Below are 14787 nucleotides of genomic sequence, written 5' to 3'. Positions count from 1 at the left end.
CCAAATATTATTAAACCAATCAGTTATGAAACTAAACTTACCCAATTATGAGATTTAATTATGCACTGTTACAGCGTAGCTTCGTGTGTATGCTACTCTTAATGAGCTGCCTGCTATCTAACATAGCCATGGCACAAACCGAGAAAAAGATCAGTGGAAAGGTATTAGACGAGCAAAACCTGGCACTTCCGGGTGCCTCTGTTGCCGTAAAAGGGACTAAAAAAGCTGCACCTACGGGACCTGATGGTACTTTCAGTATCACTGCAAAAAAAGGAGATATCCTGGTCATCAGTTCATTGGGCTTCGATCCAAAAGAAGTAACCGTTACTGATGCCGCAACTTATAATGTAAGCCTGAGCACATCCAGTACCAGCCTCTCCGACGTAGTCGTGGTAGGTTACGGTAAAAGCACTAAAAAGGCCCTGGTCAGTTCCATTTCCAGTGTGAAAGGTGATGACCTGAACAAAGGCGCCATTAGTGACGTAGGCCAGATGCTTCAAGGTAAAGTACCGGGCCTGAACATCAGCCGCAGTGGCGATCCGAACAGGAACGCGGCCATCGTCATGCGTGGTGCTTCTACCCTGCGTGAAGGTGCACAATCGCCTTTATTCGTGATAGACGGCGTACCCGGCGCAGACATTTCGCTACTGGCACCAGACGACATCGCTTCTATTGATGTATTGAAAGATGCTGCTGCAGCAGCAATCTATGGCAACAGGGCTGCGAACGGCGTGATCATGGTCACCACCAAACGCGGTTCAGCCGGCGCTACTCAGTTGGCATACAGCACCTATTTTGGTGTGGAGAATGTATCTAACCAGTATGAGATGATGGATGCCAACCAGCTCAAAGCTTTCCTTGCCAAAAACAACTCGGCACTCACACCGGCAAATGATCAGGGTGCAAACACAGACTGGCAAAATGAAGTGCAGCGGAAAAATGCGATATCTTACAACCACAACATCTCATTAAGCGGTGGTAGCGAAAAAACCACCTACAATGCGAGCTTAAACTATTTCAAGCAACAAGGTATCGTAAGGACCAGCGAACTGGACCGATTCATCGGTCGTATAGGTCTGGAGCAAAAAGCTCTCAACGATAAATTAAAACTCGGATTGAACCTGAGCAACTCCATCAGTGATGCCGATCTGGTACCCTACCGCAACACGGTACTTTCCCAGATGCTCACCTATTTGCCTACATCACCGGTTAAAAACCCTGATGGTTCTTATTTCGACAACCTGATCCAGACGAGCTACTACAATCCGGTTTCGATGTTGGAGAATGCTACAGAGAACCTGAAAACAAAAAACATACTGGGAACCTTTACGGCGAACCTTAAACTGCCTTTTGGCTTTACTTATGATGTTGCTGCATCTTACCAGAACACCCAAACGGTCTATGGAGCTTTCTACAACAGCATTTACACCTCCAGGTACAATAACGTGAGAAATACACCTGACCCTCCCGCAAACCCATCCTTTGTTTCATTGGTAGGTGCAAATGGGCTGGCCTTAAGGAATGCTTACCAAAATACCAATAAGATCATCGAGACTTATCTGACCTGGAACAGGAAGTTTGGTGACCACGACATCAATGCGGTAGTTGGATATTCTTACCAGCAGTCATTAAACAATGATGGCTTACAGACCTCATCTACCAACTTCCCTATAAACGACGTTAGTTACAACAATTTAAGTCTTGGAAATCCTTATGCAATTTCAGATTTCCGGGTAAACTACGGTCCGGAATACCTGTACCAGGAAATATTGTTGATTTCTGATTTTGCAAGGGTAAACTATAACTACAAAAATAAATACCTGTTACAGGGATCTATTCGTAGAGATGGCTCAAACGTCTTCGGCAACAACCAAAAATGGGGTTACTTCCCATCTGTAGGTGCAGGCTGGAACATTGACCAGGAAAATTTCCTGAAAAATCAAAGTCTGATCAGTACATTAAAACTGCGCGGAAGTTATGGTATCGCGGGTAACTCATTGGGATTTGCGCCACTAACTACAAAACTCATCTACGGGGCAGTAGGACAGTTTTATTACAACGGAGCTCCCAGAGAAGGTGCGTACGGCGCAATTCAAAATGAAAACCCCAACCTGCGTTGGGAAAAAACAGCCACCACAAACGTAGGTATGGACTTCAGCATACTAAAAGGACGACTGGGTGGTTCATTGGATTGGTACAATAAGAAAACAACCGACCTGATCATTGCTTTTGACGTCGATCAAAACCTTTATCCTTCAGGACAGCTAACCGCCAATGTCGGCAAACTCAGCAATAAAGGTGTGGAAATTGTGCTGAATGGCACACCGGTCAGCACTGCCAATTTCAGCTGGACTACAGGAATTAACCTGGCGCATAACGTCAACAAAGTACTTACACTTTCCGACAGCGAGTTCAAGATCGATGACAGACTTGTAGTGCAACCTGATGGTGCCGGACAAAGCGGTGCAACATTGCAGATCCTATCTCCCGGACAGCCGATAGGAACCTTCTTTACTTTCAAATATGCCGGTAAAGACGCAAACGGGGTTTCTCAATATTATGATGCTGCGGGAAATATCAAAACACAAGGCTTACTCAATAAAACGGACTATTATGTACTGGGTAGCGCCCAGCCTAAGGCTTTAATTGGCTGGACAAACAATGTGAGTTACAAGAACTTCGACCTCAGCGTATTTATGAGGGCAGTTCTGGGCAACAAGATCATGAACGTAACCCGGGCAGACCTTTTCCGCCCCAATACTGCTCAGTTCACCAACATACCTGTAGAAGTAGAGAATGAATCCACTGCCGATTTCAACTCTTATAAATACTCTTCCCGTTTCCTGGAAAACGGCAGTTACCTGCGTTTGGACAATGCGACCCTGGGCTATACTTTCAAGAAAAACCTGATTCCGGGAGTTCGCTCATTACGTCTGTATACGACAGCGAATAACTTATTCGTCATTACCGGATACAAAGGTATTGACCCGGAGATCAATCAGGGCGGTATCGCACCCGGTGTAGATACCAATAACTTTTACCCAAAAACCAGGACATTCCTGTTCGGTTTGAATGTATCATTTAATTAATCAGTACGAAGATGAAAAATCTTATCAACATAGCTGCGGGAGCGATTTTATCGATGGCGACTTTGACATCCTGTCACAAACTGGATTTAGAAGTAAAGACACAGCTTACTCCTGAAACATTCCCACAAACAGATCAACATTTCATACAGTTGACCGGACAAGTGTACGTGCAACTGCGCCAGGGAATTACCACAGACTATTTCTTCCTGCAGTCACTCAGTACCGATGAGTCGATCATGCCTGCAAGGGGAGGCAACTGGTATGATGGCGGAAGGTACGAGCAACACCATAAACATACCTGGGACCCGGACAACGGGCATGTGAGCAGTGGCTGGGGATGGCTTTCCAGTACAATCAGTAAAGCCAACCAAAGTTTATACTTGCTAAAAGACGCGCCGGAATCCGCCGCTAAAACTACGGCTTTAGCGGAAGTAAGAGCTACCCGTGCACTCGCCTTTTTCATGATGATGGACCTCTGGGGCAATATTCCAATCGTGACCACCTTCGGCGATGTCACACCTCCTGAAACAAAATCCAGACTGCAGGTCTTTAACTTTATCGAGGCTGAACTTAAGGAAGTGCTGCCCAACCTGAGCTCAGTAGTAGGCGCAGCTACATATGGCCGTCCTACCAAATACACTGCAAACGCAATATTGGCCAAAATGTACCTGAATGCAGAAGTATACACAGGCACACAACGTTACAACGATGCCGTAGCACAATGCGATGCCATTATTACCGCAACAGGCAGCCCCTTTGCACTGGAATCAGACTATAAAAAGATGTTTTTCATAGACAATGGACCCCAGATTAAAGAGTTTATCTTCGCTTTACCGTTCGATCCGGGCTTTTCCAATGGCTATCTGTTCTTTGCCAGGTATTCCTTACCACGTTCTTTACAAGCAAAATTCAGCTTAAAACATACACCAAGTGCACCAATGAGTACACTACCTGTATTCTATGCCAATTTCAATGATGCCAATGACAAGCGAAATGCACAATGGATCAAAGGTTTGCAATTCCTGCATTCCGGAGCGCCTGTCAACGTAGCAACCACTAAAAAAGGATACGACCAGTTCTATACCGGAGCAGATGGTGCTACGCCAATCACTTATCAGGTAGACATCACACCAAACGTCACCTTACGTGATGCAAGCAGACCTTTTGATGCAGGTAATGATGAAATCGCCTGGAACATGGGTTACCGCAACAATAAATTCTATTGCGACAGTACCTCTTCCAACAGGAACCAAAACAATGATTTTCCAATGTTTAGGTATTCCGACATCTTATTGATGAAAGCAGAAGCCATATTGCGCGGCGCTACCCCTACCAATGGACAAACTGCTTTAGGCTTAGTGAACCAGTTAAGGGCGGTACGTACAACCACAGCGGCCTGGACCAGCGTTACTTTGGAGGATATCTATAAAGAACGCTGCAGGGAATTTGCATGGGAGTGCTGGCATAGAAATGACATGATCCGTTTTGGAAAATACGAAGCGGCTTGGGGCTTTAAAACAAACAACGACGTAAGAAGACGTTTGATGCCGATACCAGCCAGTGCAAGGGTACTGAACCCAAAACTGACACAAAACGACGGCTACCAATAGGCACCGACAGAAACATTCAGAACAAATTCCCCGGAAGCACATGATTCCGGGGAATTTTCTTCATATTGGAATACCTTTTCAACAACCAAATATACAAGATACAAAACCGCTATGAACAGGAGACTCCTTTCTTTAGATGCCCTGCGTGGTTTCGACATGTTCTGGATCATCAGCGGAGAAGGCATTTTTCATGGCCTGGCCAATGCCATCATGAATAAACACCGGCTCGTCCGCAACCCTACCGACTGGACCATTGCAACAGACCAAAGCCTGTCCGGATTGGAACGCCTGCTGATCGGCATCAGCAACCAGCTGCACCACAGCCCATGGAATGGGTTCAGCTTCTACGATATGATCTTTCCATTGTTCATTTTCATATCGGGTGTATCCATGCCTTTCTCTTACCATAAGTATTTCCAGGAAACAAATTCCGCTGACAAAACCTCAGCGAAAAAGAAATTGTACCGGGCCCTCATCAAAAGAACGCTGATCCTGATCCTTCTGGGTATGGTGGTCAATGGCCTTTTCCAATGGCAGGGTTACGAACAAACCCGTTTCGCCAGTGTGCTGGGCCGCATTGCCCTGGCTACTTTTTTTGCTGCAGTCATTTACCTTAACTTTTCCTTCCGCGCACAGCTGATCTGGTTCAGCGCCATACTGCTGGGCTATTGCGCGGCCATGCTGCTCATTCCCGTTCCCGGGCATGGTGCGGGCATGCTCACACCAGAAGGCAACCTTTCTGCCTATATCGATCAGCTCTTCCTGCCAGGCAAACTGCACCGTAAATTCTACGATCCCGAAGGACTGCTCAGTACCATACCTGCGGTCTGTTCAGCAATGCTGGGTATCTTTACCGGCCAACTGCTCAAATGGGATGCTCCTGCCTACCCTCCAAAGAAAAAAGCATGGCTCATGGCCCTCTCCGGACTCCTCCTTTTGGCTGCCGGACTCGCCTGGAATAGCTTCTTTCCCATCAACAAGAGCATGTGGACAAGTTCTTTCGTCCTCTTTGCAGGCGGATGGAGCATCTTGCTTTTTAGCTTATTTTATTATATTATTGACCTTTCCGGATTTCAGAAATGGACGAAGCCCTTCCTATGGATCGGTACCAATTCCATTCTGATCTATATGGCTGCACATGGACTGGTCAATTTTGAATCGACGGCCCAGTTCATTTTTGGCGGACTCATCCGGCAAGTACCGGCCGATTGGCAACCGGCGCTGCTCTGGACTGCCGTGCTGGTCCTGCAACTGAAGCTCTTACAAGTACTCTACAATAAAAAATGGTTTTTAAAAATATAGACGAATGACAATCAAACCTAGCTTCTATCTAGCCCTTGCCCTCTGCTTTTTTGCACTGAACCCCATAAAGGCCCAGTCCGGCCTCGAATCTTCTGAGGCATTAATTACCAGAACCGTACCACAGCACCGCAGCTCCTTTACAACGGAAAGCATTGCTCCTGAAAATGGCAAAGATGTCTTTGAAGTCGAAAGCAAAGGAGGCAAGATCGTGCTCAGGGGCAGCAACGGGGTGTCCATTGCATCCGCGCTGTACCACTACCTGACCGAGTATGCCCATTGCCAGGTGACCTGGAACGGCACCAACCTCAACCTGCCCAAAGTGCTACCTGTAGTTCCTGCCAAAGTAAGGAAAGTTACCCCCTACGAATACCGCTATTACCTCAACTACTGCACATTCAACTACAGCATGAGCTGGTGGGACTGGCAGCGCTGGGAAAAAGAAATTGACTGGATGGCCCTGCATGGCCTGAACATGCCGCTGGCCATCACCGGAGAAGAATACACATGGTACCTCTTGTACAAAGAAATGGGCTTCAGCGATGAAGACCTGAAAGGTTTCTTTACCGGGCCAGCCTATTTTGGCTGGTTTTGGATGGGCAATATGGACAGCTGGGGCGGTCCCCTGCCAGTATCCTGGATGAAAAGCCATTTCGAACTGCAGAAAAAAATCCTCGGTCGCCAGCGTGCACTCGGCATGAAACCCGTACTTCCAGCATTCACCGGGCACGTACCGGCCTCATTTGCCAAAAAATTCCCCAATGCCAAACTGAAGGCCACCAACTGGAACAACGGCTTTGCCGATACCTATATCCTCGATGCCGAAGACCCTATGTTTGCGGAGATCGGTAAGCGATTCCTCATCAAACAAACTGAAATGCTGGGTACCGATCACCTGTATTCTGCAGATACCTTCAATGAAAATGAACCTCCATCGGACGATCCGGAGTTCCTGGGCCGACTCAGCGCCAGGGTATATGATGGGATGAAACAAGCCGATCCGGATGCCATCTGGGTCATGCAGGGCTGGCTGTTTTACAGTGACCGCAAGTTTTGGAAAGAAGCACAAACGGAGGCCCTATTGAAAGCGGTGCCCAACGACAAAATGATCTTACTGGACCTGGCTACAGAGATAGAGCCGGTCTGGAAACGCACTTCCGCCTTCTATGGCAAGCCCTGGATCTGGAACATGCTGCACAATTTCGGGGGCAATACCAACCTCTTCGGCCGTATGGACGTCGTGGCAAAAGCCCCTGCCGAAGCCCTAAATGACCCCAAAAGCGGCAACCTGAAAGGCATTGGCCTCACGATGGAAGGCATAGAGCAAAACCCGGTGATGTACGAACTCATGACCGCCAACATCTGGCGCAATACCGCCATAGAACTGGACCAATGGCTACCAGACTTCGTCCGGAACCGCTACGGCAACAAAGATGTGCATGCCCTGAAAGCCTGGGACATTTTGAGAAAGACCGTTTACCAGGTGCCCGCCGACAAATACATCCGTGACGGTGCCGAATCCATTGTACAGGCCAGGCCTACCCTGGACTCGGTTACACGCTGGACGAATACCAAACTCAATTACCACATGCAGGATTTGCTCCCGGCCTGGGACGAACTGATCCTCGCTGCAGCAAGCAGCAAAAGCAGCGACGGTTACCAGTACGATCTTGTAGACCTCAGCAGGCAGGTTTTGGCCAATTATGCACTTCCCCTACAAAGACGTTTTGTAGCAGCCTACCGCCAGAAAGACCTGGCCACATTCAAAGCAGAATCCACAAAGTTCATTGCCCTCATCGAAGACATGGACAAGCTCCTGGCCACCAGAAAAGATTTCTTACTGGGTCCCTGGGTAGCCGATGCCAGAAAATGGGGCGAAAACAACGAAGAAAAACAACTGTACGAGATGAACGCCAAAGACCTCATCACCTTATGGGGCGATGCGAATAACCCTCTGCACGAATACGCCTGCCGGCAATGGAGCGGACTGCTCAACGATTTTTATAAACCCCGCTGGCAGCAGTTCTTCGCGAAGGCGACACAGGCACTTGGTGCCGGAACAACGGTAGACCTTAAGGCTTTCGATAAAGAGATCCGGGAATGGGAATGGAAATGGGTAAACCAGCGCAAGGACTATTTCGTAAATCCTTCGGGCGACCCGGTAAAAACTGCCATCGAAATGCATAAAAAATACCGTAAACAGATGATTGGAAACTAAAACCGATATGAACCACCTACAAACCGCAGACTACATTGTATTTTTTGTGTATTTCATAGCCATATCTTCATACGGCTATTACATCTACCACAAAAAGAAATCCAGTGACATGAGTTCCAAGGATTTTTTCCTTGCCGAGGGCTCACTGACCTGGTGGGCCATTGGTGCCTCACTCATTGCCTCCAATATCTCTGCCGAGCACTTCATCGGCATGTCGGGCTCCGGTTTCGCCCTTGGGCTGGCCATTGCTTCCTATGAATGGATGTCCGCAGCTACCCTCATCCTGGTCGCGGTATTCATCATTCCCGTCTACCTGAAAAATAGGATCTTCACCATGCCGCAGTTCCTGTCCAAGCGGTACAACGACAAAGTCAGCACCATCATGGCCGTATTCTGGCTGCTGGTATATGTCTTCGTAAACCTCACTTCCATCATTTACCTTGGGGCCCTGGCCATTTCCTCCATTTCCTCACTCAGTTTCGAATGGTGCATTGTAGGGCTCAGCATCTTCTCCATGGTCGTGACGCTGGGTGGCATGAAAGTCATTGGGTATACCGATGTTGTACAGGTGCTCGTCCTCATTTTCGGTGGCCTCATCACCACTTACCTGGCCCTTTCATTACTGTCCCAGGAGTATGGCTTTGGGAAAGACATCTTCAAGGGACTCTCGGTGCTGCGGAACGAAGCCCCTGAGCATTTCCACATGATCTTCGATTCCTCCAACAAATATTACAAAGAGCTCCCTGGATTTTCAGTGATCATAGGCGGTATGCTCATCAACAACCTCGCTTATTGGGGCTGCAACCAGTATATTGTACAGCGGGCCTTGGGCGCAGACCTGAATACAGCACGTAAAGGGATCCTATTTGCGGCCTTTTTAAAACTATTGGTTCCCGTCATTGCGGTATTGCCAGGCATTGTGATGTATGTATTGCACAATAAAGGACTGTTCCAGGCAGAAATGTCCGAAGCAGGTGTCATCAAACCTGACCATGCCTATCCTACGCTGATGAACCTGCTGCCGCCTGGCCTGAAAGGTATCGCTTTCGCCGCGCTGACCGCAGCCATTGTGGCTTCCTTGGCGGGTAAAGCGAATAGCATCTCCACCATCTTCTCGCTGGACATTTATAAAAAATATTTCAATAAGGATGCCTCAGACCGTAAGCTGGTCAGGGTAGGCCGCTGGGCAGTAGTCATCTCCATGGTCATAGCGGCCATTGTAACTCCGTCCCTGCGTTCGCTGGACCAGGCCTACCAATTCATCCAGGAATATGTGGGTTTCATCTCGCCCGGCGTGCTGGCCATTTTCCTACTGGGTTTCTATTGGAAACGCACCACCGCAGCTGCAGCCATGACCGGAGCACTGGTCACCATACCGCTTTCCACAGTCCTGAAGTTCCTTCCCGTATGGACTAACGGCGCATTCCCGGATTATCCATTCCTGGACCGCATGGCGATAGATTTCGTGGTCATTGTAATCCTGATGGTGGTCATCAGTTTGAGCAAACCGCAAAAGCTCGCTTCCGATCAGGACATTGTAGTAGACACTTCCATGTTCAGGATCAGTACCGGTTTTGCCCTGGGCTCCATTCTAATCATGGGGATTCTTACCGCACTCTATACCGTCTTCTGGTAATCCAAAAAGTATGTAATTTGAAAGTTCAACTTTCAGATTACATACTTTTTGGCCATTTTTCTTGCAATCTGAAAGTTGAACTTTCAAATTACATACTTTTCACCTATTTATGATCTAGCTGAAGAATCATATTTTGAAATGTTAAATCGCATATTCTACACAAACTGTTAAACATCTCAGATTTTGAAGATTTACTCGGCCATCCGGCACTTGGAGCCAGTTGGGAAGGATTTGTAATAGAAAATATCATCAGTCAACTCTCGAGTAAATGGCAGTATAGCTATTACAGGACAGCGGCACAAACAGAATAAGTTCCTCATTTATTCCGGGTCTGACCATTACACCATCAAAGGAAATGTAGAAGTAATTGGCTTAGCTGATTTCCTGCAAAACAGAATCGTTCCATAAATTAAAAGCCCCGACATACACACTGTCGCTGACGGCCTGATTGCCCTGCCCGGCAAAAGCGATGTATAGATGTACCTCCCTGTTCAGTTGCTGTGCTGCAAGGGGAACAAATGCTGTCCCGGTCTGTCGCTGCGCTTCATTGAGCAAACAAATGGCCTGTTCCTGTTCAGGAAAATAAAGGAGCAGCATGGCCGAATCGTACCTGTTCTGGTAGTGGATAAACCCTGGGTCCCAACTGAACCTCAGTCCCTCTGCTTCTTTCAAAACCGAAGCATTTAGAGCCGGGCTTAGGGAACCTCTGCTCAGCACTACCTTTTCATAATCCATCCTCACATTGGGGTACTCCCCCTGCGTTGCGTTATTTAGGTTATATTTCACCGCAGCATTGTAAGGCGACATCTCCGTACCCCGCACCGATTGGCCAAAGCCCAGCTCCAGGTAAGCCTTTATTGGCTTAAAAAAAGCGCTCAACACTTGCAGCCTTTGCCGGCAATATAGCTGCTTTAAACTCGGAGGCCTGTTGTTGATGCCAATCTTCCGTGCCACCTGCTTGCCCTTCCGTGTATAATACACCGTGTTCCCTATTCTCCCGTGGAAATTTCCAAAAATCCCATTCGCTGATTTTCCCATATTTTCTATTTATGATTTATTTTTTTATTTGCAACGCAGCCACTGCCGCCATTGCGAGTTCCCTCGGCCGTCATTGCGAGGCACGAAGCAATCTCACTAGCGCAAGTCTTCAGACTTGCGCATCCAGTCACAACCAATCCGCATAACAATGGATCGTCCGCTTATGCCGCGTCTTGCGCCATACCCCCTGCCCCTCGCGCTGCCCTGTTGCTCCCGTATTTCCCTCAACGGTGACACAAAAATCACCCCTCAGCCCCATTACGATCCCACAATGCCCAATGCGACCAAGAGAAGGGTAATACAATCCCATTACCATTCCTCGTCCTGCTGCTTTAACTTTCCTCTTGGCAGGAAAGAGCGAGGGACTCCATGCTGTCCTTGGCGCTGCATAACCTGCTTCCCGAAATACCCAAGAAACGAAAGCAGCACACCATGGAAGCCTTTTGATGCCAACAAAGGCCCCATACTGATCAACCCGCGGACCAGTATTCTGGCCAATTTCCTGAACTCCAATCTCTTTTTGCGCTGCGCGGACGACAGCATATGCCCCTTGCCTTCTTCTTTCTTCTCCTGTGCCCTCATTGCGAGGCAAGGAAGTAATCTCTTGTTCCTCATGCCCTACAACACCGCCATTAAAACCCCAACCCCAGTAGCCAAGACCAGCGCAAAACACGCAAAATAAAACCCTAACTGTAACCATAACCGCATCCCGTTAAACTGTAAAACCATCTCCCCCAATTCCGGCAATCCCATTGCCTCCCAAAAGCGCTGTACCAGCCAAAAGGCCAGCCCCAGCACCAGTATAAATACCGACAGAGCGATCAATACCAGCGGGATCATCTGCTTCAATAAATAGCTCGCCGTCTCTTCCGGATCAGGCAGCAAAACCGATAGAAATATCAGAATTGCCATCAGCACGACGATCAGCACATGCTCTTTTTTAACCTCATCATAGAGCCATACTGGAGATTTCGGAGATAGTATCCACCTCTTTTCGGGCCAAAGTGTCCAGTCAATTTTCACCCAACGCTTTCTGGATCCCCTGGACCTGGCGCTAGGTATTTCTGCCTGATAAATGCGCTTAGATAAGCGTTAGTAGCCTCCCCAATTCAATTCTTTATAACTCTGTGTTTAGAATCCAGATTTTACCCTATTTTCAGTACGCTGAGCTTTCTGAAACTGCTCAGCAGACCAGGAATGCAGACCCCATATAAATGATGATTCAAAGCCTTTAAAATCAGTCAAGTGGATACTTTGGCTGAAATTAGTGGACATTTTGCAGCGAAATGGCTGGACAGCGGATTCCGAAATCAGGTGGACAGTATTGCCGAAACCTCCACCTTAATGGTTTATAATTCTTCATTGCTTTATCTATAGGGAGATTAAATGCGTTCTTGGTGTTTGATAATTTAGCGGCCAACATACACCCTCCTTCCTTCGAGCTTGAAAGTGACGCCTCCTGCTGCTTCTAATATACCCAGTACACTGGATATGTTGTCAAAGCGTGATACCGTACCGCCAAATTTTGTGTTGGGAACTTCCTTGTAGATCACTTCTACATTGTACCACCGGGACACTTGCCTCATGATGTACCGGATGTCATCGTTATCAAAAATAAACTTGTTGTTCTTCCAGGCTGCGACATCTGCCGCATTTACCTGGCTCAGTTTGATGGCACCTCCCCTGTTTGTCGCTTGCTGGTTGGGGCTGAGCATCGTTTCATTCACCCGCGCACTACCTTCCACCAGTGTAGTCTTTATACTGGCTTCATCCCGGTACGCATTGATATTGAATTCTGTTCCGATATCTTCTACAATTTGTTGCTTACCATCTAAACCTACACTTGCTACCCGAAAAGGCTGTTTTTCGTCGTGTTTTACCACGAAGTAAGCCTCGCCTTCAAGCAAAATTTTGCGTTCTTTCCCAGAAAATTGTGAAGGGAAGGTGATTTTTGAATCTGCGTTCAGGAAGATGTGCGTACCATCGGGAAGGGTAAATTCATAGGTCTGGCCTTTGGTGGTAGTTGCAGTCATTTGCACTACGGTTTCAGTCTTCAGACTGAAACCAGTCCCGCCGCCACGGCCGTCATTGCGGGATTGCCCGCCACGGCCGTCATTGCGGGATTGCCCGTCACGGCCGTCATTGCGAGGTTGCGCAGCTTCCGAAGCAATCTCACTACCATCATCATAGGTTAATGATGTAGGGTCTATGATTACACCTTTCTTCGCTTCGCTCAACCGGATCACCTCGCCAGTAGAAAGGGTGATGGTAGCACCATTCTTTCCTGGGGCTATGTCAGATCCTGAAACAAGTTCAGGATGACGGCCATTATCACCATGACGAGAAGGGCTGAAAAACCAAACGCCAAAGACAATGGTTGCTACCGCAGCGGCTACAGCCACCATATATTTTAAATCCACATGAAGTTTCCGACTTGCAGGCTGCGGTTTGATCCGTGCCCAGAGTTCCGGCCCGATCCGTTCAAAGTCTGGCGCAGGCTTGTCATCAACCGTTTTTCTGGCAAAGTCATTGAACCAACCCTCAACGATAGCGGCCTCCTCCCCAGTACATGCTGCCCTGGAGTACCTTTCTACCAAATCTTTGATTTCTGCTTCAGTCATTTTCTAATGTTATTTTTCGCCATTTTATAGAGAGAACGACTAACTATAGCAATGGTAGTAGACCGGTAGCATTTTTTTTTAAAACAAACTCAACTTCGGTTTATCCAAAGAACCAGGCTCATGATCTGGAGCCAGAAAAAGCAACCGAGCCTGGAGCGCAGCCTGATGATCGCATTGGACAACTGCTTCTTCACCGTCTTTTCATCAATGCCTACTTCCTCTGCGATTTCCTTATGGCTCATGTACTGCTTCCGGCTCAGCTCAAAAATAGCACGCATTTTCGGCGGCAATTTCTCAATCTCACTTTCTATCAATGCACTCAATTCTTTCAGCTGCAATTGAGCGTCCGCATGTTCATACCCCGCCTCCATATATTGTCTGATGCCTTCAATATAGTTGCCCTTGATCTTATCATGCTTGGCCCGGTCAATGATCGCATTGCGCACACTCCGGTACAAATAAGACCGGACCGACTGCTCTACCTCAATGCTGCTCAATTTTGTATGGAGCTTAATGAACGTTTCCTGGATCACATCCTTCGCATCTTCTTCATCTCTCAGCAGCCTGCGCGCAAAAGAAAACAACTGCGGCCAGTAACGTTCATACAGTTCTTTATAGGCATAGTCGTCCTGCTGAAGGGTCAATTCAGCAAGCTGAGCATCACTATAACTATAGTACTTAGACCGCATATGACGAAAATAATAAAAAAAGAAGAAAAAACCTGATGGAATATCTGCCTATAGGCCTAGCAAGTCTAATAAAATTTTTCTACCTGCATTTAGTCAGTTTCCCCAAATCTGGCTCTATTCGCCATAACCAATTCAATTCTTTATGGAAATCAAACGTTACATCGATCCGCTCAATGACATCGCATTCAACGTCATTGCGAGGCACGAAGCAATCTCCATTTCAACATCTAGATGGTAATGGAAAAAGGAGGATGGGTCTACTTAATGACCAACAAGTACAATACAGTAATATATGTCGGTGTCACCTCAGATTTGAGGCAGCGGGTCTTTGACCATCAAAACAGCCGATATCCTGGAAGTTTCACTTCCCGTTATCGGATAAATAAGCTTGTATATTTTCATTTCTTTGACTCGATTCAAGAAGCAATAGACGAAGAAAAACGAATTAAGGGAGGAAACAGACAAAGCAAGCTCAATATGATTAATCAAATGAATCCGGAATGGAAAGACTTAAGTAACGGTGTCGAAATTTGAGATTGCTCAGCCTGCCCTGAACTTGTTTCATGGGTACCTCGCAATGATGGACT

12 protein-coding genes are annotated in these 14787 nt (G+C 47.3%); 7 read left to right on the top strand and 5 right to left on the bottom strand.

Features of this window, described 5'->3' with window-relative positions:
* Positions 1–47: 47 nt before the first annotated feature.
* The 6 genes from WAE59_RS16455 to WAE59_RS25885 all read left to right on the top strand — a co-directional run bounded on the left by WAE59_RS16455 (position 48) and on the right by WAE59_RS25885 (position 10163).
* Positions 48–3089: a SusC/RagA family TonB-linked outer membrane protein gene (locus WAE59_RS16455; RefSeq protein WP_337857062.1), complete on the top strand. Its 3042-nt coding sequence runs from the start codon at positions 48–50 to the stop codon at positions 3087–3089.
* An 11-nt stretch (positions 3090–3100) separates the two neighbouring features.
* Positions 3101–4699 (top strand): RagB/SusD family nutrient uptake outer membrane protein, encoded by a 1599-nt coding sequence (locus tag WAE59_RS16450; protein WP_337857061.1) that lies wholly within the window; start codon positions 3101–3103, stop codon positions 4697–4699.
* A 111-nt stretch (positions 4700–4810) separates the two neighbouring features.
* On the top strand, positions 4811–6001 hold the full coding sequence (locus WAE59_RS16445) for an acyltransferase family protein (RefSeq protein WP_337857060.1): 1191 nt from the start codon (positions 4811–4813) through the stop codon (positions 5999–6001).
* A 4-nt stretch (positions 6002–6005) separates the two neighbouring features.
* Positions 6006–8216 carry an alpha-N-acetylglucosaminidase gene (locus WAE59_RS16440; RefSeq protein WP_337857059.1) on the top strand — a complete coding sequence of 737 codons (2211 nt, stop codon included), beginning with the start codon at positions 6006–6008 and terminating at the stop codon, positions 8214–8216.
* Positions 8217–8223: 7 nt separating this feature from the next.
* Positions 8224–9852, top strand: a complete 1629-nt coding sequence (locus WAE59_RS16435; protein WP_337857058.1) for a sodium:solute symporter family transporter — start codon at positions 8224–8226, stop codon at positions 9850–9852.
* Positions 9853–10004: 152 nt separating this feature from the next.
* Positions 10005–10163, top strand: coding sequence for a DUF4143 domain-containing protein (locus tag WAE59_RS25885; RefSeq protein WP_443147266.1), 159 nt, complete (start codon positions 10005–10007; stop codon positions 10161–10163).
* Between the two features lie 61 nt (positions 10164–10224).
* On the opposite strand, the gene WAE59_RS16430 is transcribed toward WAE59_RS25885, so the two are convergent.
* From WAE59_RS16430 to WAE59_RS16410, 5 genes are all read right to left on the bottom strand, one after another.
* Complete coding sequence (locus tag WAE59_RS16430; protein WP_337857057.1) at positions 10225–10890, bottom strand: DUF6266 family protein; 666 nt, start codon at positions 10888–10890, stop codon at positions 10225–10227.
* Positions 10891–11017: 127 nt separating this feature from the next.
* A complete protein-coding gene (locus WAE59_RS16425) occupies positions 11018–11590 on the bottom strand; it encodes a peptidoglycan-binding protein (protein ID WP_337857056.1) in 573 nt (190 codons plus the stop codon).
* Positions 11509–11913: a hypothetical protein gene (locus WAE59_RS16420; RefSeq protein ID WP_337857055.1), complete on the bottom strand. Its 405-nt coding sequence runs from the start codon at positions 11911–11913 to the stop codon at positions 11509–11511. Before WAE59_RS16420 ends, WAE59_RS16425 begins: the two co-directional genes overlap by 82 nt.
* 386 nt (positions 11914–12299) lie before the next feature.
* Positions 12300–13511 carry a FecR family protein gene (locus tag WAE59_RS16415; protein WP_337857054.1) on the bottom strand — a complete coding sequence of 404 codons (1212 nt, stop codon included), beginning with the start codon at positions 13509–13511 and terminating at the stop codon, positions 12300–12302.
* Between the two features lie 89 nt (positions 13512–13600).
* Positions 13601–14200: an RNA polymerase sigma factor gene (locus WAE59_RS16410; RefSeq protein WP_337857053.1), complete on the bottom strand. Its 600-nt coding sequence runs from the start codon at positions 14198–14200 to the stop codon at positions 13601–13603.
* Positions 14201–14437: 237 nt separating this feature from the next.
* On the opposite strand from WAE59_RS16410, the gene WAE59_RS16405 reads away from it, so the two are divergent.
* Positions 14438–14734, top strand: coding sequence for a GIY-YIG nuclease family protein (locus WAE59_RS16405; protein ID WP_337857052.1), 297 nt, complete (start codon positions 14438–14440; stop codon positions 14732–14734).
* Positions 14735–14787: the final 53 nt, after the last annotated feature.

It is taken from the genome of Pedobacter sp. GR22-6 (assembly GCF_037402555.1).
Classification (GTDB): domain Bacteria; phylum Bacteroidota; class Bacteroidia; order Sphingobacteriales; family Sphingobacteriaceae; genus Pedobacter.
The sequence above is the reverse complement of the archived record's forward strand: the minus strand, read 5'-3'. Positions and strand labels throughout refer to the sequence as shown.

Excerpts from the sequence above, each read along its gene's own strand:
- WAE59_RS16430 (WP_337857057.1), bottom strand. The coding sequence starts at position 10,890 with ATGGGAAAATCAGCGAATGGGATTTTTGGAAATTTCCACGGGAGAATA.
- WAE59_RS16410 (WP_337857053.1), bottom strand. The coding sequence starts at position 14,200 with ATGCGGTCTAAGTACTATAGTTATAGTGATGCTCAGCTTGCTGAATTG.
- WAE59_RS16425 (WP_337857056.1), bottom strand. The coding sequence starts at position 11,590 with ATGGTTACAGTTAGGGTTTTATTTTGCGTGTTTTGCGCTGGTCTTGGC.
- WAE59_RS16455 (WP_337857062.1), top strand. The coding sequence starts at position 48 with ATGAGATTTAATTATGCACTGTTACAGCGTAGCTTCGTGTGTATGCTA.
- WAE59_RS16440 (WP_337857059.1), top strand. The coding sequence starts at position 6,006 with ATGACAATCAAACCTAGCTTCTATCTAGCCCTTGCCCTCTGCTTTTTT.
- WAE59_RS16450 (WP_337857061.1), top strand. The coding sequence starts at position 3,101 with ATGAAAAATCTTATCAACATAGCTGCGGGAGCGATTTTATCGATGGCG.
- WAE59_RS16435 (WP_337857058.1), top strand. The coding sequence starts at position 8,224 with ATGAACCACCTACAAACCGCAGACTACATTGTATTTTTTGTGTATTTC.
- WAE59_RS16415 (WP_337857054.1), bottom strand. The coding sequence starts at position 13,511 with ATGACTGAAGCAGAAATCAAAGATTTGGTAGAAAGGTACTCCAGGGCA.
- WAE59_RS16445 (WP_337857060.1), top strand. The coding sequence starts at position 4,811 with ATGAACAGGAGACTCCTTTCTTTAGATGCCCTGCGTGGTTTCGACATG.
- WAE59_RS16405 (WP_337857052.1), top strand. The coding sequence starts at position 14,438 with ATGGAAAAAGGAGGATGGGTCTACTTAATGACCAACAAGTACAATACA.